At 68.3% G+C, this 26,496-nt stretch carries 22 protein-coding genes; 14 read left to right on the plus strand and 8 right to left on the minus strand.

Going from position 1 to position 26,496, the window contains the following annotated elements:
- Positions 1-119: 119 nt before the first annotated feature.
- The 6 genes from AB1L88_RS00005 to AB1L88_RS00030 all read left to right on the plus strand — a co-directional run bounded on the left by AB1L88_RS00005 (position 120) and on the right by AB1L88_RS00030 (position 5,535).
- A complete protein-coding gene (locus tag AB1L88_RS00005; protein WP_367094567.1) occupies positions 120-1,292 on the plus strand; it encodes a glycosyltransferase in 1,173 nt (390 codons plus the stop codon).
- A gap of 109 nt (positions 1,293-1,401) precedes the next feature.
- A complete protein-coding gene (locus tag AB1L88_RS00010) occupies positions 1,402-1,908 on the plus strand; it encodes a hypothetical protein (protein ID WP_367094568.1) in 507 nt (168 codons plus the stop codon).
- Between the two features lie 140 nt (positions 1,909-2,048).
- A complete protein-coding gene (locus AB1L88_RS00015; protein WP_367094569.1) occupies positions 2,049-2,507 on the plus strand; it encodes a DUF1573 domain-containing protein in 459 nt (152 codons plus the stop codon).
- A gap of 476 nt (positions 2,508-2,983) precedes the next feature.
- Positions 2,984-3,979, plus strand: a complete 996-nt coding sequence (locus AB1L88_RS00020; RefSeq protein ID WP_367094570.1) for a hypothetical protein — start codon at positions 2,984-2,986, stop codon at positions 3,977-3,979.
- 16 nt (positions 3,980-3,995) lie between these two features.
- Positions 3,996-4,439, plus strand: coding sequence for a DUF1573 domain-containing protein (locus tag AB1L88_RS00025; protein WP_367094571.1), 444 nt, complete (start codon positions 3,996-3,998; stop codon positions 4,437-4,439).
- On the plus strand, positions 4,414-5,535 hold the full coding sequence (locus AB1L88_RS00030; RefSeq protein ID WP_367094572.1) for a DUF1559 domain-containing protein: 1,122 nt from the start codon (positions 4,414-4,416) through the stop codon (positions 5,533-5,535). The genes AB1L88_RS00025 and AB1L88_RS00030 overlap by 26 nt, the downstream gene beginning before the upstream one ends.
- A gap of 130 nt (positions 5,536-5,665) precedes the next feature.
- On the opposite strand, the gene AB1L88_RS00035 is transcribed toward AB1L88_RS00030, so the two are convergent.
- Entirely contained in the window at positions 5,666-5,983 is a 318-nt protein-coding gene (locus AB1L88_RS00035; protein ID WP_367094573.1) for a carbon storage regulator, read from the minus strand.
- Between the two features lie 383 nt (positions 5,984-6,366).
- Between AB1L88_RS00035 and trxB the strand changes: the two genes are divergently transcribed.
- From trxB to AB1L88_RS00050, 3 genes are all read left to right on the plus strand, one after another.
- Positions 6,367-7,401 carry a thioredoxin-disulfide reductase gene (gene trxB, locus AB1L88_RS00040; RefSeq protein ID WP_367094574.1) on the plus strand — a complete coding sequence of 345 codons (1,035 nt, stop codon included), beginning with the start codon at positions 6,367-6,369 and terminating at the stop codon, positions 7,399-7,401.
- 172 nt (positions 7,402-7,573) lie between these two features.
- Positions 7,574-9,658 (plus strand): ATP-dependent zinc metalloprotease FtsH, encoded by a 2,085-nt coding sequence (gene ftsH / locus AB1L88_RS00045; protein ID WP_367094575.1) that lies wholly within the window; start codon positions 7,574-7,576, stop codon positions 9,656-9,658.
- 159 nt (positions 9,659-9,817) lie between these two features.
- Positions 9,818-10,792 carry a carbohydrate kinase family protein gene (locus AB1L88_RS00050; protein WP_367094576.1) on the plus strand — a complete coding sequence of 325 codons (975 nt, stop codon included), beginning with the start codon at positions 9,818-9,820 and terminating at the stop codon, positions 10,790-10,792.
- A gap of 33 nt (positions 10,793-10,825) precedes the next feature.
- Here AB1L88_RS00050 and AB1L88_RS00055 read toward each other — a convergent pair whose 3' ends face one another.
- Positions 10,826-11,248, minus strand: a complete 423-nt coding sequence (locus AB1L88_RS00055; protein ID WP_367094577.1) for an archease — start codon at positions 11,246-11,248, stop codon at positions 10,826-10,828.
- 276 nt (positions 11,249-11,524) lie between these two features.
- The gene (locus AB1L88_RS00060; RefSeq protein WP_367094578.1) at positions 11,525-12,196 is read right to left on the minus strand and encodes a DUF429 domain-containing protein; all 672 of its coding nucleotides are present in this window, start codon (positions 12,194-12,196) and stop codon (positions 11,525-11,527) included.
- Between the two features lie 211 nt (positions 12,197-12,407).
- Here AB1L88_RS00060 and bcp point away from each other — a divergent pair, with 211 nt between their 5' ends.
- From bcp to AB1L88_RS00075, 3 genes are all read left to right on the plus strand, one after another.
- Positions 12,408-12,869 (plus strand): thioredoxin-dependent thiol peroxidase, encoded by a 462-nt coding sequence (gene bcp / locus AB1L88_RS00065; RefSeq protein ID WP_367094579.1) that lies wholly within the window; start codon positions 12,408-12,410, stop codon positions 12,867-12,869.
- A gap of 281 nt (positions 12,870-13,150) precedes the next feature.
- Entirely contained in the window at positions 13,151-16,411 is a 3,261-nt protein-coding gene (locus AB1L88_RS00070) for a PAS domain-containing protein (protein WP_367094580.1), read from the plus strand.
- A 7-nt stretch (positions 16,412-16,418) separates the two neighbouring features.
- Positions 16,419-16,805, plus strand: coding sequence for a response regulator (locus AB1L88_RS00075; protein WP_367094581.1), 387 nt, complete (start codon positions 16,419-16,421; stop codon positions 16,803-16,805).
- A gap of 241 nt (positions 16,806-17,046) precedes the next feature.
- Here the strand turns inward: AB1L88_RS00075 and AB1L88_RS00080 are convergent, their stop codons facing one another.
- The 5 genes from AB1L88_RS00080 to glmM all read right to left on the minus strand — a co-directional run bounded on the left by AB1L88_RS00080 (position 17,047) and on the right by glmM (position 22,558).
- Positions 17,047-17,919: a fumarylacetoacetate hydrolase family protein gene (locus AB1L88_RS00080; RefSeq protein WP_367094582.1), complete on the minus strand. Its 873-nt coding sequence runs from the start codon at positions 17,917-17,919 to the stop codon at positions 17,047-17,049.
- Positions 17,920-18,118: 199 nt separating this feature from the next.
- Entirely contained in the window at positions 18,119-19,063 is a 945-nt protein-coding gene (locus AB1L88_RS00085; protein WP_367094583.1) for a DUF1559 domain-containing protein, read from the minus strand.
- 547 nt (positions 19,064-19,610) lie between these two features.
- Complete coding sequence (locus AB1L88_RS00090) at positions 19,611-20,306, minus strand: sigma-70 family RNA polymerase sigma factor (protein ID WP_367094584.1); 696 nt, start codon at positions 20,304-20,306, stop codon at positions 19,611-19,613.
- 168 nt (positions 20,307-20,474) lie between these two features.
- Entirely contained in the window at positions 20,475-21,188 is a 714-nt protein-coding gene (locus tag AB1L88_RS00095) for an HAD-IB family hydrolase (RefSeq protein WP_367094585.1), read from the minus strand.
- Positions 21,185-22,558 carry a phosphoglucosamine mutase gene (glmM, locus tag AB1L88_RS00100; RefSeq protein ID WP_367094586.1) on the minus strand — a complete coding sequence of 458 codons (1,374 nt, stop codon included), beginning with the start codon at positions 22,556-22,558 and terminating at the stop codon, positions 21,185-21,187. The genes AB1L88_RS00095 and glmM overlap by 4 nt, the downstream gene beginning before the upstream one ends.
- 428 nt (positions 22,559-22,986) lie before the next feature.
- On the opposite strand from glmM, the gene AB1L88_RS00105 reads away from it, so the two are divergent.
- Both AB1L88_RS00105 and AB1L88_RS00110 read left to right on the plus strand, forming a co-directional pair.
- Complete coding sequence (locus AB1L88_RS00105; RefSeq protein ID WP_367094587.1) at positions 22,987-24,408, plus strand: hypothetical protein; 1,422 nt, start codon at positions 22,987-22,989, stop codon at positions 24,406-24,408.
- Positions 24,409-24,587: 179 nt separating this feature from the next.
- On the plus strand, positions 24,588-26,105 hold the full coding sequence (locus tag AB1L88_RS00110) for an ATP-binding protein (RefSeq protein ID WP_367094588.1): 1,518 nt from the start codon (positions 24,588-24,590) through the stop codon (positions 26,103-26,105).
- Positions 26,106-26,496 lie beyond the last annotated feature (391 nt).

The following is a 26,496-nucleotide window of genomic DNA, read 5'->3' on the forward strand; positions in this document are numbered from 1 at the left end:
CCCCCCCCCCATAATTAGACTTGATGGAGTCTTCGATTGCTCGCGTGAAATGATTCGGGATATCAATGATGAAATCGGCTCCCTCGAATGGGATCGGGCTCCGACGACATCGGGTGAGCTTGACGATCATCGCACGCAATGAAGAGGCCAATCTGCCGGCCTGCCTGGCACCCGTGGCCGACGTGTTCGATGAAATCATCCTCATCGACACCGGTTCGATCGACCGCACGCGGGAGGTTGCCCGTTCCCTCGGGGCTCAGGTCTTCGACGTTCCCTGGATCGATGACTTCGCCGCCGCCCGGAACGCCGCGCTGGAACGGTCGACGGGCGACGTCATCTTCTGGCTCGACGCCGATGATCGGGTCGATCACGAGAATCGAGGTCGCCTGCGCAGTCTGCTTGACGGACTGTCGGACGTCGGAGCGGCCTTCGTCATGGGATGTCTGTCCGAATCGGTGAATGGAACCGAATCGGCGGTCCTGGCCGATCGGATTCGACTCTTCCCCAATCGCCCGGAGGTGCGTTGGGAGTATCGGGTCCACGAGCAAATCCTGCCCTCGCTTCATCGCGCCGGCATCCCGGTTCGCCGAGCCGACGTGACCATTCGCCACACGGGCTACACCGATCCCCAGACGCGCCGGCTCAAGGCCGAGCGGAACGCAAGGCTCCTCATGGCTGAGTTGCGGGACCGGCCGGGCGACCCGATCGTCCTCTTCAACCTCGCTCGGGCGGCGCTGGACCGCAAGGACACGCAAGCCGGGGTGAAATACCTGACGGAAGCCCTGAACGTCCTTACCCCGGGAGATCCGTTCGCCCGAGCGCTTCACGTCTATCTCGCGACGGCCTACCAGCTCCTGGGAGAGTGGGACGCGGCGTTGGAAGCCTGCGAGGCGGGGTTGGCGGCCGCGCCGGATGACGGAGAGCTGCTCTTTCGCGAGGCGGTCGTACGTTACCAGCTCGGGGACAAGGTGGGAGCGGGCGATCGTTGGCGGCGGATCCTGGAACTCGGGTGCCCCGAGCGTCCGACCTGCGTCACGCCGGAAATCTACGGGCACCTGACGCGCCGGAACCTCGCCATGCTCGCCGAGGAGCGGGGATCGCACCTCGAAGCCTTCCGCCTTTGGTCCGAAGTGCTCGCGGAATGCCCGAGCGATTCGCAGGCGATCTCCTCGAAGGCCCGGCTGACACGCAAATTCCTCCGGTCCCTCCCGGCCAGAGTGATGGACGGGTTCATGAGACGTGCTGGTTTCCGCTCCCGTTCGGCAGCAGTACGCGCCGACGACGAGGGTTGAATTCCTTCACCAAGGCGACTTCTGCTCCGAGCATTGCCTCGAATCGTCGGCATCGGATCGTTCTCGATGCTGCTCGAACCAGGCAAGGTTGCGAAAGGAGGCCGTTCCGATGGGGGGCACTGCCTGGCCGATTGTCGAACGGGCCGCGACGATGGCGCTCCGGCGGTTCCAGCAGTCGCGTCGCCTCGATCCCAACGACGCCCACGACCTGATCCAGGATTTTTGGCTCCATGTGATCGCGAATCAGGAAGCGATCTTCCGGACATTTCGCGGGACGACCGACGCCGAGTTGGGACGATTTACGTGGGTCCTTGCCGATCGGTTCGCGCGTCGCTGGCACTGGAGAGTACGAAGGAGACGTGCGCGCGAGGCCGAGGCGCTCCGCGGCTGCCCCGCGCCGGAACGCGAAGGCCCGGTCGAGGCGCGGGTCGCCCTGGCCATCCACGAGTTGAATACGCTCCTGTCCGACGAGGATCGTGCTCGCCTCCGGTGCGTCCGTGAGCATCTCGACGCGGCCGACGTGACGGATCGCTCGCCAGGCGTGCCACGCTCGACCAGGACCTATCGCCGCTGGCGTGAGGAGCTGTATCGCCGGTACGGCGACCGGATTCTCTGAGAGATTCCCCCGCGCATCCTCAACAGAGGTTCGAGTTTTTTCGGGATTTCGTGTCCACGCCACCCCCGCCTCGGACACTATGGAAAAGAGACGAGAGGAGAGCCACCCCGCCATCGTCCCGTCCCTCGGAGCCCAAACCCATGAACCGCAACGAATGGAAGCAGATGGTCCCCGGACTCCTCGGCATCGCTTCGGTGGCCATCGGATTCGTCGCCTGGGCGCTCATCCAGTTCGGTTCGCCCCGGGAGGCGGCATCCTACATCCAGGGCGACCGCCTGCTCATCGAACCGAGGATGGCCTGGGTCGGCGAGGGGCAAGCCGGAGAGGGGCGGCAGGCCACGTTCCTCGTCCGAAATCGCTCGAACGAGCCGGTCACCATCGTCGGCGCCAGTTCGTCTTGCTCCTGCGTGTTGACCGACCGCTTGCCGATCCAAATCCCGCCGGGGCAAGACCGTTCCTTACACGTCGAGTTCCACCTCGACGGGAAGCCCTCCGAGCGGGTCGAACAATCGCTCACGTACATCACCGACTACGCGCCGCAACCGACCATCCCTGTGAAAATCGCCGGACGCGTGGTTGAGCCCTCCGAGCCCCACTAGCCCCGAATTCATCACAGACTCATCCATACGATCCTACCTCGTTCGCTCGGTAATCTCGACCGCGGACTGTCCACGGTCGAATCGATTTCCTTGACAATCAGGAGGACGATCATGCGAGGGTTGCTTCAATTCCTTGGTTGGGCCAGCACAACCGTCTGCGCGACTGTGTTTTCGGGGGCCTTCCTCGTGTCACCAGCATCGGCGCAGGATGTTCCGCCTGTTTCGGACTGCGTTACGGAATGCACGTGTTCTCAGGTTACCCTTGACTGCGTGGGTACTCAAGTCACCGGATGCAAGACAACCTGCGATTGCACCGGCCTCGGACGAGGATGCGCATTTGAATGATACTGGGCGATGGGTTGAGGCGGGAATGTCCGAAATCAATCTTGCCTGGATCTTCCGCCAATCCAACTCACTGATCTTCAAAAGCGATCAGTGATGTTTACAAGAACGAAACACCGATCCGGGAATATTCAATGATCTACCCTCTTCTGGCCGTGCTCACAACACTGAGCTGGAATAGCCAAGTTGCATCGACGGATCTCGAAGCGGTTTGGCGCCGAGAGTATCCAGCCGCAGTGGCGCGGCTAGAGGAGGCGTCCCGAAAATTCACCAGTTCCGGCATTCTGACCAGGAGATCCCTGACCGGGAAGACAATCCTAACGAAGAACATCACATTGATTCGAGACCAGGACAGGAAGGTTCTTATTCGTGACAATCGCATTGTTCAAGGGACGAACGAACCATTCAACTCGGATGTGCTATGTACGACAGACGAGCATGTGTTCCGCCTTGTAAAGCCGCAGGGTGTTGGGCCTTGGGTCGTTGAGGCGTTCACGCTGCCGTCGAATTGGGAGACGCTCGCGGTACAATTCGAACTTCTCTTTGATCTCTATGTCGAAGCAGCCTATTCCGTCATGGGTATTTCCTTTTTCGAGAAAACGCGAGAAACTTCATTTTGTTTGGAAAAGATCGAAAGGATTTCGCGGTCCGGGGAATCTCTTATCCGGATCGACTATTCAATGGGTACTGGAGATGAGGCGGAAGCCGGAACAGTCCTTCTAGACCCACGCAAAGACTGGGCGATTCGAGAATGCGATGTCGAAGCGATGGTGAAATATCCAGGAGACGGAGTGGTAGAACGGCAACGGCATCACATGCAAGTCGACTATTTCACGAGAAGCGAGGGGTTTTTCCCGGAACGCATTCATTTCGTGACAAGGACCCCGAAACCCGAAGTCTTCGAAGAGATGCTGCTGGAATTCGATGAAATTCGGCTCGGCGAGGTCGATGAAGAGCGTTTTCAACTCACCGCTTACGGTTTGCCGGATATCCCCCTGACACCGGCACCCCGACCGCCGTCCTTGTTCTCGCTTCGGAACCCCATCTTCTGGGCGTCACTGCTCGTAGCGATCGCTGCATTCACCCTTCACCGTACCTTGCAACGCCGCACAGAGTCGGCTTCACATTAGGGGGGACTGAATACGAATGGTGCGATTGGCGTCTGGTGCCCTCTTCTGGCTGATCATCGTCTACGCGTTTGTCGCGCTCCTCGTCGAACTCTTCGGACAGAGCGAGGGGAGCCTTGTCTTCCGTGAGCCGACATTGAATTGCTCCGACCTCATTTCCGGCCGGGATTACGAACTGCTCCCGGTCCTTTGCAACGAATCCCGTCGGCCGATCCGAGTAATCGGCGCGGGGGCCAATTGCGGGAGCAACGGTTGCGTCTCCGTCGCCGGATTGCCCGTCGAGATCGCCGCGGGCGAGCGCCATCTCCTCGACGTCCGGTTCGAGGCCGGCGTGCCGGGACGATTCGAGCAAGAGTTACCGATCTATACGGATTGGCCGTCTCAGCCCTACCTCGTCCTCCGCATCGAGGGCGTGGTCCGATCGGGAGATCCGAGCGATGATCGTGAACCGACCGACGAATGAGCGTCCCGGGGAATCGACACGCGGCATCAAGGGGGACCACGGGCGGCCGTCCGGCTTCACGATGATCGAACTGCTGGTCGTGATCAGTGTCGTCGGGCTGTTGATGGCCCTGCTCCTGCCCGCGGTGCAATCGGCCCGCGAGGCGGCCCGGCGCGCCCAATGCACCAACAACCTCAAGCAGATCGGCCTGGCGCTCCAATCCTACGAAGGGGCGTTCGGCAGCCTCCCGCCCGGTCGGATGATGACTTACGACCCGCGCTACGCCGGTCCCCGGCCGCCTTGCACTTCGTCGATGGTCGATAAGAGCCTGTTCGTCCACATCGCGCCTTATCTCGATCATTCCCTCCTCTACGATTCGGTGAACAGCAGCCTGACGATCTTCGGCCACGAGAATCGGACCGCTCGGGCGGTCGCCGTGTCGACCTTCGCCTGTCCGAGCGACCCCGACGCCGGGGCCGTCCGACACGGTCATTCGGCCTCGCTCTACGGGCAAGGCTTCGCCGTTGCCGGCCAGCCCTATCCCGTGTTTTACGGCAGCTACGCGGGGATGTACGGTTCCTTCTACCACAACGCGATCCCCCGCGTCGCATCAGGATGCACGGTCCCCGCGGCGCAGATCGCGCAGGTCAACGGCGTCTTCAACGACCTCTCGCCGATCCGCCTGGCCTCGGTTTCCGATGGCCTGAGCCACACCATCTTCGTGACCGAGCGGGCACTTTGGCCGTTGAGAGAGACCTTCGACCATCAAGGGGCACTCTATAGCCGATATGGATGGATCATTTCCGGCAACTGGGGCGCTTCGCTCGTGTCCTCGTTTTACCCCCCGAATCTGTATCGCAAGGTCGCGCCGGGTCGAGGCTCGACCCAGTATTTCGCCGCGTCCAGCCTGCACCCGGGCGGCCTCAACGCGATGATGGGCGACGGCTCGGTCCGCTTCATCAAGGAAACGATCGCGACGTGGCCCTACAACCCGGAATCGGGCGGTCCCCTGGGGATTCGCACCTCGGATGAGGACGTCTGGGTGAACGTCCCCCCGACCGGGGTTTGGCAAGCCCTGGCCACCCGGGCGGGAGGGGAAGTCGTTTCCCTGGAATGATCGGACGCCGAGAGCAGGCGCTCGGATCGAGGTCATCCTCGAAAGCCTTCGCGGCAATGTCTGGCCTCGATCCTACGAGGGTCGGGACGGTTCTCAACCTCGTTTGCCAATTCCGAAGAGCTGTGATGGCTTAAGCCTGAGTGCCGGAAGGCCCCGATTCGGCCCTAAGCCGGTGTCCCAGCGGAGGCTCGATCCTCGTCCAGCAATCGTTTGCCGCTGCCGTCGTCGGGATGGCCGTCGGGTCCTCGACCGTGACCATCTCTCCGCCGAGGCGGGCCAGGGCCGCCTCGGCCTCATCGCGTTGCCGCAACTCGGCCCGCACCACGGGCACGTGCCTCGGCGCGTCGATGCCGAGGCGGACCTGCCCGCCTTCGAGCCGGACGACCGTGACGCAGATGTCGCGGCCGATGTAGAGTTTTTCCATGCGTTTGCGCGTCAGAACGAGCATCGTTGGCATGCTCCTGGGAGCGTCGAACCGGTCGTCCCGCCACCCTCGCGGCAGGGTCTGGTCGCGGTTCGTGCTCGCGGGGTCGAGGTGAGTCTCCAGGAACCTTAGGTCACACTTGGTCGACCCAATCGGCCGGTTCGCCCAGTTCCGCAACACTTTCCATCCCGCTCTGGGCGGCGACCCTCGAACTCTCGTATAATGCCCACTGGCGCGATCCGGCCGGGCCCCTCGCCCTTGCGCGAGCTGCCGGGGGCCGGCCGAGGCCCTCCGAGGCCGATTCAGGCGGCCCGGGGGCCGTTGCGTCAGGACGAACGACCCGGTGACGGAAGGGAACGTCGGGCCGCCGATGGCCCGTCGATCGATCGATTCAAGGTGAGGAAACGATGCCGCAGCACTCTGCCGTGATCATCATCGGTTCGGGCTCCGCCGGCCTGACCGCCGCGCTCTACTCGGCCCGCGCCAACCTCTCCCCGATCGTCTTCGAAGGCCGGGAGCCCGGCGGCCAGCTCACCCTGACCACCGACGTCGAGAACTTCCCGGGATTCCCCGAGGCCATCAACGGCCCCGACCTGATGAACAAGATGCGCGAGCAGGCCCAGCGATTCGGGGCCGACACCCGCTGGGAGACCGTCGTCGGGGTCGACCTCTCCGAGCGCCCCTTCCGCGTCAAGACGACCGACGACCCCAGCGGCGACCCCGAGAGCGGCACGATCACCGAATACACCGCCGACGCCCTGATCGTCGCCACCGGCGCCTCGGCCCGATGGCTCGGCAACGAGGGCCCCTTCAAGGGGGCCGGCGTCAGCACCTGCGCCACCTGCGACGGCCACTTCTACAAAGGCAAGGAAATCGCCGTGGTCGGCGGCGGCGACTCGGCCGTCGAGGAGGCCACCTTCCTCACCCGGTTTGCCTCGAAGGTCACCCTGATCCACCGCCGCGAGGAGCTGCGCGCCTCGAAGATCATGCAGGACAAGCTCTTCGCCAACGAGAAGATCGCCTTCGCCTGGAACTCCGTGGTCGACGAGGTGTACGGCGAGACCGACCCCCGGCCGATCCTCAAGGGGGTCAAGCTCCGGTCGACCGAGGAGACCGACACCGTCTCCGACCTGGACATCTCCGGCCTCTTCCTCGCCATCGGCCACATCCCGAACACCGGCGTCTTCAAGGGGAAGCTGGCCATGACCCCCGAGGGCTACCTCCTGACCCGGGCCGCCCTGGCCTGGGACGGGATCGAGGCCCCGGCCGACCTCCGCGATCGGATGCCCAACTACAGCTCCGCCACCGACGTCGAGGGGGTCTTCGCCTGCGGCGACGTGGTCGACACCCACTACCGCCAGGCGATCACCGCGGCCGGCTCCGGATGCGCCGCGGCCATGGATGCCGAGAAATGGCTCGAAGCCACCGACGCCGGCCACTGAGCCGGCCGTCTTGATTCTGCTTCGGAGGCCTGGTGGCGGTCGACCTGGAACGCCGCCTGGTCTACAATCGTAAGATCGAGGACCGGCTGGCCATTGATTTGCTCGCCAGCCACCCGCCCGACCCGAAGTGCCCCCGTCGGGCTGCCCAATTTAAGGACGGAACAACGAGCCGATGGAGAATCCGCGAGCCCCCAAAGACGGCGACCCCGACCGCAAGCCCGCCGATCGCCGCAAGCCCGGCAGTCAGAACTCCGGCGGCGGCGGTGGCGGCGGATCGACCGGCACGCCGACCCCCCCGTGGTCGCTCTTGTTCCTGATCGCGGCGATGGTCCTCGTCTTCTTGATGTGGAACCCGTTCAAGTCCGAGATCCGCGTCAGCTACTACCCCTGGTTCCTCGATCAGGTCAACACCGACAACGTCGAGTCGATCACCTTCCAGGGGCGCGACGTCCGCGGCAAGCTCCGCACCCCCGACGAGGAATACAAGGCCTCCGACAGCGCCAAGGCCCAGACCGTCTCCCAGTTCACCACCACCATCCCGACCGAGGACGCCCTCGATCGGGTCATGGCGGCCCTCCAGGGCGAGACCATCCCGGCCTCCGGCGAGGCCCGCTCGAACCCCCCGCCCCGGATCGAGGTGCTGGAGCCGCAGGCCCCCACCACCTTGCTCTGGCTCAGCTTCCTCTTGCCGATGCTCCTGATCGGCGGCCTCATCTTCTTCATGATGCGCCGCGCCCGCGACCAGTTCGACGGCGGCATCCTCGGCAACTTCACCAAGAGCCAGGCCAAGCGGCACGACAAGTCGAAGCAGCGCACCACGTTCGACGAGGTCGCCGGCCTGGAGAACGCCAAGTCCGAGCTGCAAGAAATCGTCGAGTTCCTCAAGACCCCCGAGAAATTCCAGCGCCTCGGCGGCCGGATCCCCAAGGGGGTCCTCCTGATCGGCCCCCCCGGCTCGGGCAAGACCCTGCTCGCCCGCGCCGTCGCCGGCGAGGCCGGCGCGCCCTTCTTCTCGATCTCCGGCTCCGAATTCATCCAGATGTTCGTCGGCGTCGGTGCCAGCCGCGTCCGGGACATGTTCAAGACGGCCAAGGAAAACTCCCCCTGCATCCTCTTCATCGATGAGATCGACGCCGTCGGCCGCGTCCGGGGGGCCGGCCTCGGCGGCGGGCACGACGAGCGCGAGCAGACGCTCAACCAGATCCTCACCGAGATGGACGGCTTCACCCCCAGCGAGACCGTCATCGTCCTGGCCGCCACCAACCGGCCCGACGTCCTCGACCCGGCCTTGCTCCGACCCGGCCGCTTCGACCGTCACGTCACCGTCGACCGGCCGACCCGCAAGGGACGCTTCGAGATCCTCAAGGTCCACACCCGCAACGTCCCCCTGGCAGACGAGGTCGATCTCGACTCCATCGCCCGAGGCTCCGTCGGCATGTCCGGCGCCGACCTGGCCAACCTTGTCAACGAGGCGGCGCTCATCGCCACCCGAGAGAACAAGGACAAGGTCGACATGCACGACTTCGAATCCGCCCGCGACAAGGTCATGATGGGGGCCAAGCGCGAGGAATACATCACCCAGAAGGACAAGCGAGCCACCGCCTACCATGAGGCCGGGCACGCCCTCGTCGCCTGGATGACCCCCAAGACCGACCCCGTCCACAAGGTCACGATCATCCCCCGCGGCCGGTCGCTCGGCGTCACCCAGTTCATCCCCGAGGAAGACCGCCTCGGCTACTCCGAGAGCCAGATCAAGGCCCGGCTCGACGTCCTGCTCGGCGGCCGGGCCGCCGAGAAGCTCATCTACGACGACCTCTCGACCGGAGCGGCCGAGGACCTGAAGCAGGCCACCCGCCTGGCCCGGATGATGGTCACCCAGTGGGGCATGAGCCCCCGCGTCGGCCCCGTCTACGTCCAGGGGGCCGAGGAACACCCCTTCCTCGGCCGCGAGATGACCGAGGCCCGCGACCACTCCGAGCACACCCAGCAGGTCATCGACGAGGAGGTCGCCCGCATCCTCCGCGAGGCCGACGCCCGCGCCTTCCGCCTCCTCGAAGAGAACCGCGAACATCTCGACCGCATGACCGACGCCCTCATCGAGCGCGAGGTCATCACCGACCTCGAGATCCAGGAGATGATCGGCAAGCGGGCCCTCGACCCGACCGACCCCCAGCCCGACGAGGTCGTCATCTCCACCGACGCCCAGCCCGGCAACCTCCCGTCCCAGGCCATCGACCAGAACGGGACGGCGGGATAGCGAGCGAGACGACCCCTGCGGGTCGTCTGGCCCGGCGCCCGACCGACGGGGCCGGGCCAGACGCTTCCCGACCCCGACCTTGCGCGGTAGCCTTGGGGGCCTGGGCATGCTCCCCCTCCGTTATTGATCCTCCCGCACCGTGCGAGGCCCGAGTTCACGATGTCCGCAACCGCTCCCAAGGGCACCCCGGTCGTTTGCGCCGGGGTGATCGTCGCCGATCACCTCACCCCGCCGATCGACCGCTTCCCCCAGCCCGGAGAACTCGTCAAGGTCGACGAGCTCGTCCTGAACATCGGCGGCCTGGCCGCGAACGTGGCCGTCGTGCTCTCGAAGCTGGGGGTCGGGGCCCGCATCTGCTGCCGGGTCGGCGGCGACGCCTTCGGCCGGTTCGTCGCCGAGACCCTCGAATCGGCCGGGGTCGAGACCTCAAGCCTCATCGTCGACCCCGACCGAGACACCAGCCAGACCCTCATCGTCAACGTCAAGGGGGAGGATCGCCGATTCATTCATAGCTTCGGCGCCAATGCCGCCCTCTCGGTCGCCGACCTCGACGCGGCCATCACGCCCGAGGCCCGCGTCCTCTACGTCGGCGGCTACCTGATCCTCCCCGGCCTCGACCCCGACGCCCTCGCCGACCGCTTCGCCCGGGCCCGATCCCAGGGGATCACCACCGTCCTCGACGTCGCCTGTCCCGGACCGGCCGACTACCTCTCGAAGCTCAAGCCGGTCCTGCCGCACACCGACGTCTTCCTGCCCAACACCGACGAGGCGGCCCTGATCCTCGGCGGCGAGACCGACGCCGTCCGCCAGGCCGAGGCCTTCCGCGCCCTCGGCGCCGCCCGGGTCGTCATCACCCGGGGCGAACACGGCTCGATCTCCCTCTCCGAGTCCCACCGCCTGAAGCTCGGCGTCTACCCGGTCGATTACGTCGACGGCACCGGCTCGGGCGACGCCTTCGACGCCGGTTACATCGCCGCCCTCATCTCCGGCCTCGACGAGCCGGGTTGCCTGAAGCTCGCCAGCGCCCTCGGCGCCAGTTGCGTCCGGGCCGTCGGCACGACCGCCGGCATCTTCTCCCGGCTCGAGGCCGACCGCTTCATCGCCGAGCACGACCTGCCCGTCGAGCCTTTCTGACCCGACCGGTCCCGACGCGTTGAGTGCCGAGATCTAGATATCCAGGATCAGCTCGGCAATCCAGCCGTCTCCCGTCCGCCCGAGTGATGCCCCGTGCTGGGTCGCCGCCTTCACTTCGTGATCCAGCACGTGCCGGTCGCGGTCGATCGCCTCTCCGACGATCGTGGCGTCGAGACTCCGACCGTCTTCGGAGAGCGTCAGGTCGAACCGCGTGTACAGCCGGTGCAACGTCTCGCACCGGAAGATCAGCTCATTGAGCCAGTCGATCAGCAGGTCCCCCGGCGATTCGGCCCGGAGGGAAACCGTCTCGCTCTCGACCGCCTGCACCCGGTCCCGATTGACGACGATGTAATCAAAGAGCCCCTCGGCGGCCGTCCGGAACAGGTCGGGCAGGTCGCCCGCCCGGACCCGAAACCCCACGTCGGCGGTATGTTCGAAATGCTCGACGGTGCCCATCACTCGCCCCTCCCCCCGGCCTCGTTCCGCGGCCACCTCGAAAACCGGCCCGCAATCGCGCCGGAAGCTCGGCCGCCGCGGCGCCTCGCACGCCTCCGACGGGCCAGGCCCGACGCCTCGCCGGCGGATCGCTGCCGGTTTCGGCCTCGGGACGCCCGCAACGACGAGGCTTCCCGGCCCCAATCGTCATGATACCCTCCGACCACCCCCGCAGGCTCGGCGTCACCCGGTTTCCTGCGTCGGCGGTGATCGACCGGGCCCTTTCACTTCGCCGACTCAGCCCCTCGTCACGTCCGGGATGATCATCACCCCCTCCTTGGGGTCGCCGACGGCGACGGCCCGGCCCTCTCGCCAGAGCCGGGCCGTGTAGGCGCAGACGATCGCGTCGAGCCGGTGTTCCGAGGCGTGCTGGCGGTCCAGCCCCGGCACCAGCGGCTTCAAGGCCCGTCGGATGCGACGACGGCCCTCGGGCGTCTTCTTGCCGGATGTCGGCAGGCCGAGCAGCCGGAGCGTGGCAAAGGGGTAGACCTCGATCGGCTCCACGCCCAGCCCCCGCAGCGCGGCCGCGACCCGCTCCCCTCGCCGGGCGAGGACCTTCAGCAAGGCGGTCGCGAGGGTGGGCACCCGCATCCGGCCCAGCTCGCGCTCGAGTTGCCGGCTCCGCGTGCCCGGGTCGGCCCGGCAAGGGCAGTCGTCGTCCAGGCAGCAGCGGCCCAGCGGGCGGGTCAGCGGCGCATTGATCGCCACCGTCCCCCCGGGGCCGGCCAGGCCCGCCAGGGCGATCACCTCGGCGTCGGGACCGGCCGAGGTCAGCAGCTCGAGCCGGCCGTCGACCAGCACCGCGACCCCGGTCTCTCGCCATTCCACCCCCGCCAGGTCGATCCCCACACATGCGGGCCGCCCCGCCGCCGCCAGTGCCCTGATCTTCCGCCCCCGCAACGTGGCCATCCGATCATTCTGACGATGTGCGGCGATCTGTACAAGTGGCCAGATTTGAGGGCGTGAAACCCGGGCAGGGGGGATCGCCCGGTCGACCGGATCGCCGGCCGACTCGTGGCCCCGGTGCCATCAGGATGCCCAGCGTCTATACTACTCGTCCGTCACGACGATGGTCGCGACGGAGCGTCGGCACCGACCACCCCAACGAGGAGCCCGTTCCATGGTCCCGGAAGGCCAGCCAGCCCCCGACTTCTCGCTGCCCGACCAGCACGGCAACCCCGTCTCCCTCTCCGGCCTCAGGGGCAAGCCCGTCCTGCTCTATTTCTACCCCCGGGACGCGACGCCCGGTTGCACGACCGAGGCGTGCGACTTCCGCGACGCCCGCGCCGACTACGAGGCGGCCGGCGCCGTCGTGCTCGGCGTGAGCCCCGACACGGTCGAGTCGCACCGGAAGTTCGCCGAGAAGCACGGGCTGCCCTTCACGCTCCTCGCCGACCCCGAGAAGGAGGCCATTCAGGCCTTTGGCGTCTGGAAGGAGAAGACCATGTACGGCAAGACGTCGATGGGCGTCGAGCGGACGACCTTCCTGATCGACAGGGACGGCGTCGTCCGCCGCGTCTTCCCCAAGGTCAAGGTGGCCGGCCACGTCGCCGCGGTGTTGCAAGCCCTGAAGGCGTTGTAACTCCGGCGCGGGTCGGCCTTCGGTGCATCCCGAGGGGGAGGCCGATGCTCGGGCGCGCCGGGGCAAGCCGTCGGTCGCCCGTCGAGCCTCAAGCCATCCCGCCCCCCAGGCGCCGCAAGCGCCCCGATGGCCCGGCCTCGCCGCCGGTCGTCCCGGCCCCTTGACTTCGGCCTGAGAATTGCGATGTGTTCGTGACATGGCTCGGTAAGTAGGACTGGAGCGGCGCCCCTCGCAGCCGAGGGGCGACACGTCCCCCGGCGATCGGGGACGAAAGGTGAGTTATGGGTGAAGGGCGGCCGGGAGACGACGCGGGTCGCGACGACCTCGCGATCGCTGGCACCATCTTGACCACCGTGCGCGAGCCGCTCGTCATCCTCGATGAATCCCTCGCCATCGAGCTGGTCAATCGCCCCTTCTGCGAGGCGTTCCAGGTCGGCCGATCGGAGGCCGAGGGCCGGTCGATTTACGAGCTGGGGGAGGGTCGATGGGACCTCCCCGGCCTCCGCGAACTGCTCGAGGTCATCTTGACGACGCGGCCCGCCGTCGAGGATTACCGGATCGAGTCCTGCGGCGACCACCGGACCCGCCGCGGCCTGTCGCTCAACGCGACGCGGCTCGACCCGGGCGGATCGAAAATCCTGCTCGCCTTTCGGGACGTCTCCCCCGTCGGTCACGCCGCTCGGCAGCAGCCCGACCCGGGCTCGGATCACCCCGAGGAGGCGAAGGCCCTGCTCGCCGAGACGCTCGACGCCCTGCCCAGCCACATCGCCGTGCTCGACGAGTCGGGCGTCATCCTCCAGGTCAACGCCTCCTGGCGGCGATTCGCCGAGGAGAACGGCCTGCGAGACGAGGCCTACTCCGTCGGCCGCAATTACCTCGATGCCTGCGTCCCGACCGACGACAGCTGTCTCGAGAATTCCACGATCGGGGACGGCATCCGGGCGGTGCTCGAGGGGCGATCGCCCAGCTTCTCCTGCGAGTACCCCTGCCATTCCCCGACCGAGCGGCGCTGGTTCGTCATGCGGGTCAACCGGTTCGGCGGCCCCGGCCCGACTCGCGTCGTCGTCTCCCACGACCTCATCACCGAGCGGGTCGTCGCCGAGGCGAGCCTGCGCGAGAGCGAGCGGCATCTGCAACTCGCCGTCGAGATCGCCCGCATGGGCACCTTCGAGATCGACCTCCGGACCGACGCGGTCACGGTCAACGAGCCGGGCCGGGCCATCTACGGCTGGGACGACCGCCACGGCACGTTCACACGGGTCCAGCAACACTTCCACCCGGAAGACCGAGACGCCGTGATCCGCCAGGTTGCCGAGGCCCTCGACCCGGACGGGCCGGGCAGCTTCGAGGTCGAGCAGCGGATCCTCCGGACCGACGGCGCCGTCCGCTGGATCCGGGTCCGCGGCAAGGCCATTTTCGAAGGCGAGGGCGAGGGTGTCGGCGAGGTCGAGGGGGATGGCGACGGCGACCCGGGCGGGCGACGGGCCGTCCGATGCGTGGGGACCTTCCTCGACATCACCGACCGCAAGGACGCCGAGCAGCAACGCGAGCGGCTCCTGGCCTCGCTCGCGCACGAGAAGTCGAGGCTCTCGACCATCGTCGAGCAGGCCCCGGCGTTCATCTGCACGCTCCGCGGGCCCGCTCACATCTTCGAACTGGTCAACGATCGCTACTACGAACTGATCGGCCGCGGGGGGATCATCGGCCTCCCCGTGGCCGAGGCCCTGCCCGAGGTCGTCGATCAAGGCTTCATCTCGCTCCTCGACCAGGTCTACCGGACGGGGGAGACCTTCTCGGGAGACGAGATCCCGGTGCTGATCCAGCGTTCCGAGAACGCCGAGCTGGAGCAGCGATTCGTCAATTTCGTCTACCAGCCCATGAGGGGCCCCGACGGCGCCGTCGAGGGGATCTTCGTCCATGGCGTCGATGTGACCGAGATGGTCCGGGCACGGCAGGCCGTCGCGTTCAGCGAGGCCAGCTTCCGCCAATTGGCCGACGCGATGCCGCAGATCGTCTTCGCCGCCCGCCCGGACGGGCACGTCGATTACTTCAACCGCAAATGGTTCGAGTACACCGGCTTCCTCGACGACGGGCGGACCGGCGACGAGAGCTGGGAGGCCGTGCACGAGCCGGGCAATCTCGATCGGATCAAGGCCGTCTGGTCCGAGGCCTGGAGCACCGGCCAGCCCTACGAGATCGAGTACCGCTTGCGGCGGGCCGACGGTGTCTTCCGCTGGCACCTCGGCCGGGCCTTGCCCATCAAGGACGAGGACGGCCGGGTCGTCCGCTGGTACGGCACCAACACCGACATCGACGACCAGAAGCGCGCCGAGGCCGCCGCGGCCGAGGCCCGGGACGAGGCCGAGGCCGCCAACCGGATGAAGGACCAATTCCTCGCCACCCTCAGCCACGAGCTCCGCACGCCGCTGAACGCCGTGCTCGGCTGGGCCCGGATCCTCCGCTCCGGCCCGATCGACGACGAGGACCTGCAGGAGGGCCTCGCCGCGATCGAGCGGAACGCGACCGCCCAGGCCCAGATCATCGAGGACCTGCTCGACGTCTCCCGGATCGTCTCCGGCAACTTCAAGCTGGAGGTCCAGCGGGTCGACGTCCGAGAGATCATCGAGTCGGCCCTGGCGGCCGTCCTGCCCGCGGCCAATGCCAAGGAGATCCGCGTCCAGAAGCTCCTCGATTCGCTCGCCGGGCCGGTTTCCGGCGACCCGGCCCGGCTGCAACAGGTCGTCTGGAACCTGCTCTCGAACGCCGTGAAGTTCACCCCGAAGGGCGGGAAGGTGCAGGTCCTGCTCGAACGGGTCAACTCGCACCTGGAGATCAGCGTCATCGACACCGGCATGGGCATCCGCCCCGAATTCCTCCCCCATGTCTTCGACCGCTTCCGCCAGGCCGACTCGACCACCACCCGGAGGCACGGCGGCCTGGGCCTCGGCCTCTCGATCGTCAAGCAGCTGGCGGAGCTGCACGGCGGTGCGGTGCGGGCCAAGAGCTCCGGGGAGGGGCAGGGCTCGACCTTCACCGTCATGCTGCCGATCACCGTCGTGCACCCCGAGCAGCCCTCGCCCGAACAGCCCAGGCCGAGGCCGTCGGAGCACCCGGACGAGTACTGCAAGGCGGGCGCGCTGGCCGGCGTCAGGGTCCTCGTGCTCGACGACGAGCCCGACGCCCGCCAGCTCATCCGCCGCGTCCTGTCCGAGTGCGATGCCGAGATCGCCCTGGCCTCCTCGGCGGCCGAGGCCCTCGGACTCATCGAGCAATTCCGCCCCGACGTCATCGTCAGTGACATTGGCATGCCCGATCAGGACGGCTATGATTTCATGAGACAGGTCCGGACGAAGCGGAACTCCCGCGACCTGCCCGCGGCGGCCCTGACGGCCTTCGCCCGGCCCGAAGACCGGAAGCAGGCCCTGCTGGCCGGCTTCCAGACGCACGTCGCCAAGCCGGTCGACCCCTCGGAGTTGGTGGCGGTCGTCGCGAGCCTCGCGGGGAGGACGGGAAGCATCCACGACCCGCCAATCCAGGGATGAGCCGACGATGAGCGACCAGGACGACCCCGCCCCCGGGACCCGCGTGTTGATCGTCGACGACAACGTCGACACGGTCCGCATGATGAAGATCCTGCTCAAACGCAAGGGCTTCCAGGTCCAGACCGCGAACGACGGCGCCGAGGCCCTCAACGCGGCCGCCACCTTCCGGCCCGAGGTCGTCCTGCTCGACCTGACCATGCCCGGCATGTCCGGCCAGGCCGTCGCGTCCGCCCTGCGCGAGGGCGCGACGACCGCCGACGCCCTGATCGTCGCCGTCTCCGGCTACGGCGACCAGGGCGTCCCCGAGGCGTTCGACCATCTCCTGGTCAAGCCCGTCGATCACGAGGCGTTGATGACGCTCCTGGAGCGAGCCGATCGCGGCCCCGGGGCGTGAGCAGCCCCTTCCGATCGCGCGGCGGCGCCCCGTCGTCTCCTCGATGACCGCACCTCGAAGCCCGATCGAGGCACCTGCGAGGTCGCCGAGATCCCGCCCGAAGCCGATCGCCCGACATGCCCCGGACCAGGGCGTCTCGCTCCGCCGCCCGCGAGGATGGGCGACCCCTGAACCCGACCAGGGCCGGGCGACCCGTCGGTCCAGGTCGGGCCCGGCTCTGGCGTCGTGAACGACGGTCCGATTACTCTTCGGCGGCCACGGGATTGCGGAGCACGCCGACCCCTTCCAGCTCGACCTCGACCACGTCCCCCGGCTCGATCGCCGAGGTCTCCCCGGGCGTGCCGGTGAAGATCAGGTCGCCGGGCTGCAAGGTGACGTACCGGCTGATGTAGCTGACCATGGTGGCGACGTCGTGGATCAGGTGGTCGGTCCGCTCCTGCTGCTTCACCTCGCCATTGAGGCGCAGCGTCATCAGCAGGTCATCCGGGTCCAGCCCCGTGGCGATGTAAGGCCCGACCGGCCCGAAGGTGTCGGCTCCCTTGGCGCGCCACCACTGCACGTCCTTGGCCTCGGGGTCGTTCTGCCAGTAGCGCTCGCTCACGTCGTTGCCGCAGGTCACGCCGAAGACGTGGTCGAGCGCCTCCTCCTCCGACACCTTGCGGGTCGTCTTGCCGATGACGACGACCAGCTCGGCCTCGAAGTGGACCGGGCCGGGCGAGTCCTTCGGGATGACGATCGGCTCGCCGTCGGCCACCAGGCTCGACGGGCTCTTGTAGAAGGGCTGCGGGATGCGGAACAGCGGCGGGATCTCCTCGTCTCCCAGGTGGCTCCGGTAGTTGCCGGCCAGGGCGAGCACCTGCGTCGGTTCGGTCGGGATCAAGACCTGCACCTCATCGAGTGCATAAGTGCGGTCGGTCTTGGAGAAGGAGCCGAACAGATCCCCGTCCAGCGCCCGCACGCGGTCCCCTTCCAGGATGCCATAGCTCGTGGTTTCCCCCACCTGGAACCGCAAATAGCGCTCACCTCCCTGGACCGGATCGGCGGCGATCGCCGCGGTCGCGGGAAGCAACAGCCCCAGGATGCCGAGCATCGGTGCCCAACGCAAACGTCTCATCATCAAAGTCCTTCGGGGGACGAGGTCTCGGGTTCTCACTGCCGAATCACGCCGAGGGCGGCAGTGGTCGAGGCCCCAGTCTGGGCCAGCCGCGGCCAAAGAGCAACAGAACACCCCCGTCCGCCCTCGCTTCCGGGCCGCCTGATGGGCCGGGATCGGCCTCCCCCGGGCGCGGCCCCGGTCAACTCGGACGGATGCCTCAATATTCATCGGCCGAGATGACTTCGTCGCCATCCCGGGTACAAAGCGACTGGAACGTTTGCTGGCGGATTGTCTCCTTGATGAACCGGACCGAGCCGTCGGCGAAGAGGAAATTGGCCCCCCCGGGGTGTCGGCTCCCGAAGTCCTCGACATGGCGATTCGGGTGGTTCGGCGTGCGGGGCGGGTCGACGATCCCGGCCGTGCCGAGGACCATCGCCCACGCCTCCTCCGGCTCGGGAGAGAACGTGTCGCCACCGCCCCCGACGATCAACGAGGTCTTGAACAGCCACCCGCCCCGCTGCCGGGCGAGCCAGGTGGCGTAACTGAGCTCCCGGCTCCGCTCGCCGACGGCGAGCGTCTGGCTCGTCCCGTCCCTGATGTCCCGGAATCGGACGCCGCTATTGCGGTAGAACACCCCCGTCCCCTCGCCGGGCGCATCGGCGATCCTGCCGATCCCATAGACCCCGACGTAGTTCGACGCCGGCAGCTCGGTGATCGTCACCGCGTTGTCCGCGTCGCGGACCGGCACGAGCGACGGCATGTCGTCGGAAGGGCAGAGGAACGTGGAGACCCGCACCGACCGGGGCGTGTAGTTGGCCGGGTCGGCCGGCAACAACTCCTGATTGATCGCGTCGTACAGCGCCTCTTGCTCAATCTGCCCGAGGATCGCCGTCCCCCAGGCCCATCCGGGGCCGAGGTCCGCGCCGGTCTCTGGGCTGACCACGCTCGCATAACCGGCCGGGAACTTCGAGCGGTTGTGAATCGCCAGGCCGATCTGCTTCAGATGATTGGCGCACCGCATCCGGCTCGCCGCCTCCCGGGCGGCCTGAACCGCAGGCAATAACAAGGCGATCAGGACGCCGATGATCGCAATGACCACCAGCAGCTCAATCAGCGTGAAGGCCGGCCGCCGTCGGCATCGGGAGCGGAAGGGCAGGGACATGGGCGATCGCTCCTGGAGCTCGTGAGGACCCCTCGCCCCCCATCGACCGAGAGGCGTCGCAATCCGCTTGCATCAAACGCTTCGAATCGTGAGGAATCCTTGGAGGCAAGTATCGTTCCGTCCGTACGACCGCCGAACCCGGGGGGCCTGCTGACGAACCCGCACCGCCCCGGACCCTCGGCGCGGTGGCTGTCCCCGGGGAGCGTCGAGGGACGGACCCCTCCGGTTCGCTCCCGGGTCGAGGGGGCAGCCCCGACCCCTCGACCGATCGGCCCCTCCACACCCGGCTCGTCGATCGTCAAGGGTCGATCACGAGAATTCGGCACGGTCTCGAACGCCTCACCAGGCGAAGGGCCGCCGCCCTCTCGTCGACCCCACGAGCAGGCCGACGTCATCGACGGCCACGGCGCCCCCCAGTGGCTCCGGACCCGTGCCGTCCGTCCTCCGCCCGACCGGCCGAACCGCACGAACGAACGACCTCCCTCGCCGACCGTCCCGAGAACGACGAGGGATTTGGGCCGCGACCGAGGACCGATCGGTCGACGGATCAGCCGACGAACCGGACGAACTCGTCTTGCTCATCCGCCGAGGGCAGATCCAGCTCGTCTCGACGGCCGGCAAGATGGCGTTCGAGCTTGCGGAGGGCCTTGTACTTCTCGTCGCTGACGCGGGCCGGATTCAGGGCGAGCGACTCGGCGATCTCGGGGACGGTCCAGCCCCGGGTCCAGAGCTCGACGATCCGGTCCTGCCGGGGAGACAGCACGGCGCGGCGGGCGGCCTCCAGGATCTCCCCCAGCTCCAGCCGATTGCGGTCGTCGTCCGAGGTGAAGCTCGGGGCGGTCTCGTCGAGCGGTTGGTACTTCTTCGACCGTTGGACGCGCTTGCGGACCATGTCGATGGCCCGGACCAGCTCGCGACGCTCGGGGGTGTCGTCCGCCAGGACCAGGTTCAAATCGAGCTGCCCGTCGCGGGCCTTGCCCAGCAACCGGACGCAGACCTCCTGCGTGCAGTCGTCCCAGAGGCTCGGGTCGAGGTGCGCATTCTTCCAGCAGACGGTGCAGTACCGCTGGATGTCGCGGACCAGGTCCGATTCCCGGGCGTTCGCCGTCAATGCGGCCAGGCCGATCACCAGGGCCGTCATGGCCGGGGCCGACTGGCGGATGCTCCGACTCGGGGCCGGGGTCGGGCTGGGAGGCGTCGACCTCGGCTGCGGCATGGGAGGGCTTTGGGGTGAATCACTCATCAATCGCTCAACTCCTCCTCGATCCGATCAAGGGGGCCGCGTCGTGCGACCGTCGCGGTCCCTTGAGCCGTCCTCGGATCCATCGGACGGCCTGACCGCTCAATCTGGCTCGCTCGTCCAGCTTTTCCCGGGAACTCAATGGGGCTTGCTGCCCGAGTGTTTGACGGTTCAATCCCCCTCGGGGGGCCGGCGATCGAGCCGGGGACGCCTGGGGGTCACGATCGTCCAGCCTTCCTGCAGGGCGAGCCTCCTGAGCTTCCGCCCGGGATGGACCACCACGGCGCGTCCGACGCGCTGCAGCAAGGCCCGGTCGCTCCAATTATCCGCGTAAGCGACCGCCAAGTCCATGTCGATCCCGCGTTCTTCGGCCCATCGTTCGGCCCAGTACAGCTTCCCCTCGCCGTAGCAGGCCGGGCCGGGGCCGAGGCCCGCGATCCTCCCGTCCTCGACCCGAAAGGGGGTGGTCAGCATGTCGGTGCAACCCAGGTAGAGGCCCAGCGGGGCGATCACCGGCGACGGGGACGACGACACCAGCACCAGCGGGGTGCCGGAAAACCGGAGCTGATTCAGGTGTTCGACCACCCCTTCATACAGCCTCGGCTTCACGTGATCCTTGAAATTCTCATAGGCCGCGCGTTCCAGCTCGACCAGCGGGATGTCCCGGATCAGCCGCAGGCCGTACTCGAGCAGCCGACCGTAGTCGAGCCGGCCGAACTTGTGCCGGAACCCGTGCAGGGCGGCGCGGAAGAGCAGCGACTTGTCGATCATCCCGCGGCGTCGGAGCAGCTTCCCGTACAGGTACGACGTGGTTTCTGCAAGGAGCGTGCCGTCGACATCGAGAAAAGCGATCGAGGGGGGATCGTCGAAGCTCGGCCAGTTCACGATGCGCTCCCCTCTCCGCCCGCGAGGCCGCCGATCGCCTCGGCCAGGCCCCGGGAGCGGTCGAGCCGGTCGGCCTCGGCGATCACCCGGATGATCGGCTCGGTGTTGCTCGCCCGGACGTGGACCCAGGCGTCCGGCCAGTCGAGCCGCAGGCCGTCGCGCCGGTCGGCCTTCGCCTCGGGGTGGGCGGCGGCGATGCGGTCGAGGATCGCGGCGATCGGCTCCGGGCCGGTCGGGAACTTCGTCTTGAGCATGGCGAACCTCGGCAGCTCGTCGACCAAAGCCGACAGCGGCCTGCCGGCCGTCGCCATCAGGTCGAGCACCAGGGCCATGCCGACGAGCGAGTCGCGGACCCAGCCGATCCTCGGGTCGATCACCCCGCCGTTGCCTTCGCCGCCGATCACGGCCTCCGACGCCTGCATCCCCTCGACCACATTGATCTCACCCACCGGGGTCCGGATCACCTCGCAACCGAACCCCCGGGCGACCTCCTCGGCCACCCGGGAGGTCGAGAGGTTCATCACCACCGGCCCGCGTTGCTGGCCGAGTCGGTGCCGGACGCAGAGGGCGAGCGTCAGTTCCTCGCCGATGTAACGGCCGGTCTCGTCGATGATCGCCAGCCGGTCGGCGTCGGGGTCGAGCGCGAAGCCGGCGTCGGCCCCGATGGCCGGGATGATGGCGGTGACCTCGCTCAGGTTCTCCTCGGTCGGCTCGGGGGTGTGGTCGTAGAGGCCGTCGGGCTCGCCGCCGAGCAGGCGGAGGTCGCACCCGAGCTGCCGGAGCATCCGGGCGGCCAGCCGCCCCCCCGCGCCGTGGTTGGCATCGACGACGACGCGGAACCGCCGCCCGGCGATCGCCGCCGCATCGACCAGCCCGAGGACCTTCGCCGCGTGAGCCTCCTGGCCTCCCGAATCACGCTCGATCCGGCCGAGGCGATCGAACGGGACCCAGCGGAAGTCGCGCCGCTCGAAGCGGTCGAGCATGGCCCGCCCCTCGTCCCGGCCGAGGACCGCCCCGCTGGCCTGGAAGAACTTCAGGCCGTTGTAATCGCCCGGGTTGTGCGAGGCGGAGATCTGGATGCCGCCGTCGGCCCCGGATTCCCGGACCAGGAAGCCGACCGTCGGCGTCATGGCCGGGCCGAGCGCCCTGGCGTGGCAACCCGAGGCCGAGAGGCCGGACAGGACCGCCCCGAGCATCATCTCGGCCGACCGCCTGCCGTCGTGGCCGACGAGGATCGTGGGGGCCTCCTTGCCCGACCGGGCGACGACCTCCGCCGCGTACGACGCCGCGAAGGCGGTCACGTCGACCGGGTCGAGCCCGTCGCCGATGATCCCTCGAAGTCCCGAGATGCTTGCGATCCGAGTCCCCATGCCTTGCTGCCTTTCAAGGAATCGCGGGCCGAGCCGACCGCGGCGGGCCCACTCATCAAACTCTAAGAAACAGTGCCCCCACCGGGCAAGCCGATGATCGGGCTCCGGCCGTCGATCGGGCCAGTCCTCGGACGGCCCGCCGTGAGGATTCGGGTGCCGACGCCAGAAACCTTGCGTCGGTCGGCCGGCCTCAGAAAATGTGCCGAACGGCCCCGGAAGGGACGTCGTCTCCCAACGTCCAACGCTGCCAGGAGGTTGGGACGACTGCCGGGGCTACCGCCGCCCGGGGCCCGCGTCATCGGCACGACTCCTGCCCTATGCTTGCGGAGCCGAAGGAAACGGATTTCCGGGGTGGGTCGCGACAGGGCGATCGAGCCGGGACCGTTGGACCTGGGACCTTCCTTTCCTCCCTGATCGAGGCCCGAGCCATGCCCCTCCGAAGCCGAGCCGGAACCTTGCTCCTGCTGATCGGCGGACTGGCCCTGGTGGGTTGGATGGGCTATGCCCTGACCTACCGGGGTGACTCCTCCGGCGCCGATCGCCGGGCCGGGGGCGTGGTGGACGTGGCCGTCTTCCTGCCCGAGCGGGCCGACTGGGCCGACATCCGCGAGGGGGTCGCCCTCTGCCGGGCTCGTGGGCTGCTCGGCGAGGTGGTCGAGGACCTGGAGACGATCACCTTCCGGACCCCCGAGCACGGCCGGGAGGTCCGGCTCTCCTGGTTCGAAGGCGGGGGCGTGGTCACGACCCGCGATCGGGTCAACCGCCTGATCGACCGGCCGATCGCGCCCCTGGCGTTCCTCGGTTCCAATAATACGGTCCTGACGGCCGGATTGGCCGAGGCGCTGCACGAGGCGGTCGATCATCGCGGGGGCTCGGGATTGCGGCCGGACCCGGTCCTGCTCGTCCCCTGGGCGACAACGGTCCGGGTCGATCGGCCGGGGGCGGCGTCGCTGCCCCTGCTCGACCTGTACCCGGGCCGGACCTTCCGCTTCTGCCCGAACAACCGGCAGGAGGCGGAGCTGGTGTCCCGGGTCGTCTCCGGGCAGGAGGGGGAGCCGGTCGGCGCGGTCCTGATGGTCGACGGCAACGACCCGTACTCCAGAGACCTGGCCGAGGGGTTCGAGCGGGCGATCGGCCTGGTCGCCCCGGAGGCGAAGGTGGTGATCCGACGGCTCGACCTGTCGTCTCCCGGGCTGGTCGGCTCGGACGACCGGCCGGGGCCGGCCGAGCTGGAGGAGGCCGACCGCATCTGGCGGTTCGTGGCCGAGGCCTCGGGAGAGGGGCCGGTCTGGGCGGTCCTGCCGCTGCAAGGCAGCCCGACCCGCCGGATGATCCGGGCGCTGGTCGATCGCTCCGGGCCGATCGGCCCCCGGGTGCTCGACCGGTTGCAGGTGCTCTGCGGCGACGGGATCGGCCGGACGACGCTGGCCACGCTCGCCGGCCGCTGCACGTTGCCGGTCTGGTGCGTCTCGTCGGGGACGCTGCCCGAGATCGAGGTCGAGGGGGCGGGGGAGGCCGCCGACCTGGGGGCCTCGCAGATCCCGGCCGAGATCATCGCTGCCCTGGCCCGGGTGCTCGATCAAGCCGGCCCGCCGCCCGACCTGGCCTCGGCCCTGGCCAGGCTCGACCTGTCGGCCGACGACCCGGCCGCCTTCGGCCGGTCGCTGGCGTTCGAGGCGTCGGGAGAGCGCCGGGCGACCGACCTGGGGCATGTGCTGGCGATCGTGCCGGGCCGGTCCGACGTGCTCGCCTTCGGGCCTCCCCGGGTCGAGGACCTGGGGGGCGAGCCCCGATCCCGCCGATCGCTGGCCGGGGCCGTCCCGGTCGACGATCACCGGGCGACCCGCTGAGGGGGCCCCGGCCCGGGCGAGCGATCGGGGGCCGGTGGGGGCCTCCGCAAAGGGGGGGAACCCGGTAGACTGGTGCAAAATCATGGTAGTGCGGTTCTGCCTCGGGGGCGTGCTCGGCCTGGTGATGGCCTGAGTCGCGGGACCTCGATGGACGGCTCCTCGGCCCGGACGGTTGCCCGATGTCCCTTGCCCATCGCCTGGCCCTCGCGACCCGGAAACCGGTGGAGACGCTCGGCGCGCCGGGGATGATTGTGGGGGTGGTCTCGGTCGCGGCCCTCGGGTTCAGCCTGATCGTGCTGGCCCGCGAGTACGACCTGCTGCGGAGGACCGGCCGGGAGGTCTCGGAGCGGGCGATCGAGTCGTGGGCACGGGCGACCCCGGTGGATGAGGTCGGCCGGACCCTGCCCGACTACGCCGACGCCTGGCGATCGGAGCCGGGCGACCCGGTCGTGCTCGGTCGGGTCCGCGAGGCCCTGGCGGCGCTCGGCGGGTCGGCCGAACTGCGCGACCCCCGGTTCGCCGTCGTGGCGGTCGAGCGGCTGGAACTGCTGCTCGACCGCGACCCCCCGGTCGCCTCGTGGGTCAGCCTGACGCCGCCGATGCCGGGCATCCCGGCCGAGGAGCGGCGGCTGGTCCTGCTCGACGCCTCCTCGGGCGCGGGGCCGGCGGTGCGGCTGGTGGTCGGCTATCGGCCGGGGGCGTTGGTCGAGGAGGCGCTGTCGGAGCTGGAGACGTCGTATCGGAGGCTCCTGCTGGCGGTGCTGGGGTTGTCGGGGTACTCGTTGCTCTGCCTGCTGGCGATGGTGCTCCAGGTCCGGATCCTCAGCGACCGGGCGGCCCGCGAGTCGGCCCAGCGGGCGACGCTGGATCTGGCCGACCGGACCTGCCACGAGCTGGGAAACGTCGTCTTCGTCCTGGCCAACGAGCGCCGGAACCTGGCCGACCACCTCGACCAGTTCGACCGGCTGATCGACCGCCTGCCCGAGGCCCTGGCCGACGCCCTGATCGATGCGGGGATCGACGCGTCGAAGGTCAACCGGGTCCGGCGGGCCTTCGAGCGTCGCCTGGCCGACGAGGGGCTCGACCCGGAGGTGGACCTGCGGACCGGCTCGGACATCGCCCGGGACGTGGCCCGTCAGATCAGCGTCTGCTCGCAGTACATCGCCCTGACCGTCCGGGAGCTGGACGGGTACTTGAAGCAGTCATCCCTGCCGGTCGAGCCGGTGCCGCTGCCCGTCGGCGAGGCGATCGACGAGGCCCTGACCCTGCTCGGCCCCCGGATCGAGTCGGCCTCGGCCTCGGTCGATCGCCCCTCGGCCGAGGGGCTCGGGTTGGTCGTCCGGGCCGATCGGCGATTGCTCGTTCATGCCCTGGTCAACCTCCTGAAGAACGCCCTGGAGGCGACCGCGACGACCCCGTCCGGCGCGGCCCCCCGGATCAGCCTGTCGAGCGATCGGGAGGGCACCCTCGTCCGGATCGGGGTCCGCGACAACGGCCCCGGGGTCCCCGACGCCATCGCCCCCCGCCTGTTCCAGGCCGGCACCTCGACCAAGGGGGCCGGACGCGGCCGCGGCCTGGCGATCGCCTCCGACTCGATCCGGGCTCAGGGGGGAACCCTCCGCCTCGCCCCGTCCGATCATGCCCCCGGCGCCTGCTTCCTGATCGAGCTTCCCGCCGCGAGCGACGCGCCGGCCTGACGGCGTTCGGGACGGGACCGGTGCGCGCCGATGCGCCGAGCGACTTTGAGGCGTGCCAAGGACTTACGTCGCGAAAATGGGTTCGCTCCGTCGCGGTGCGCCCGGGGAAGTGGCCGGGGGATGCTCCGCTCCGGGGGCTGCCATTCAATCGGGGGGAACGCCCTGCCGGAGGGATGGCTCGCAACGGCTTCGGTACGGCCAGTGCGCGGATCGGTGCGCTGAAATGCCGGAGACGAATCGTTGACGCCACAACGAGTTACGACCGAAAAATGGGTTCGCTCCGTCACGGTGCGCCCACCGTTCGCAGCAGGAGGGATCGTGGGAGGGGCTTCTCGTGCAGATTATCAAAGAACTACGATGAGCGCGCTTGGGTGTGTGGGTGATTGGGTGT

This window comes from Tautonia sp. JC769, assembly GCF_040717455.1.
Taxonomy (GTDB): Bacteria; Planctomycetota; Planctomycetia; order Isosphaerales; family Isosphaeraceae; genus Tautonia.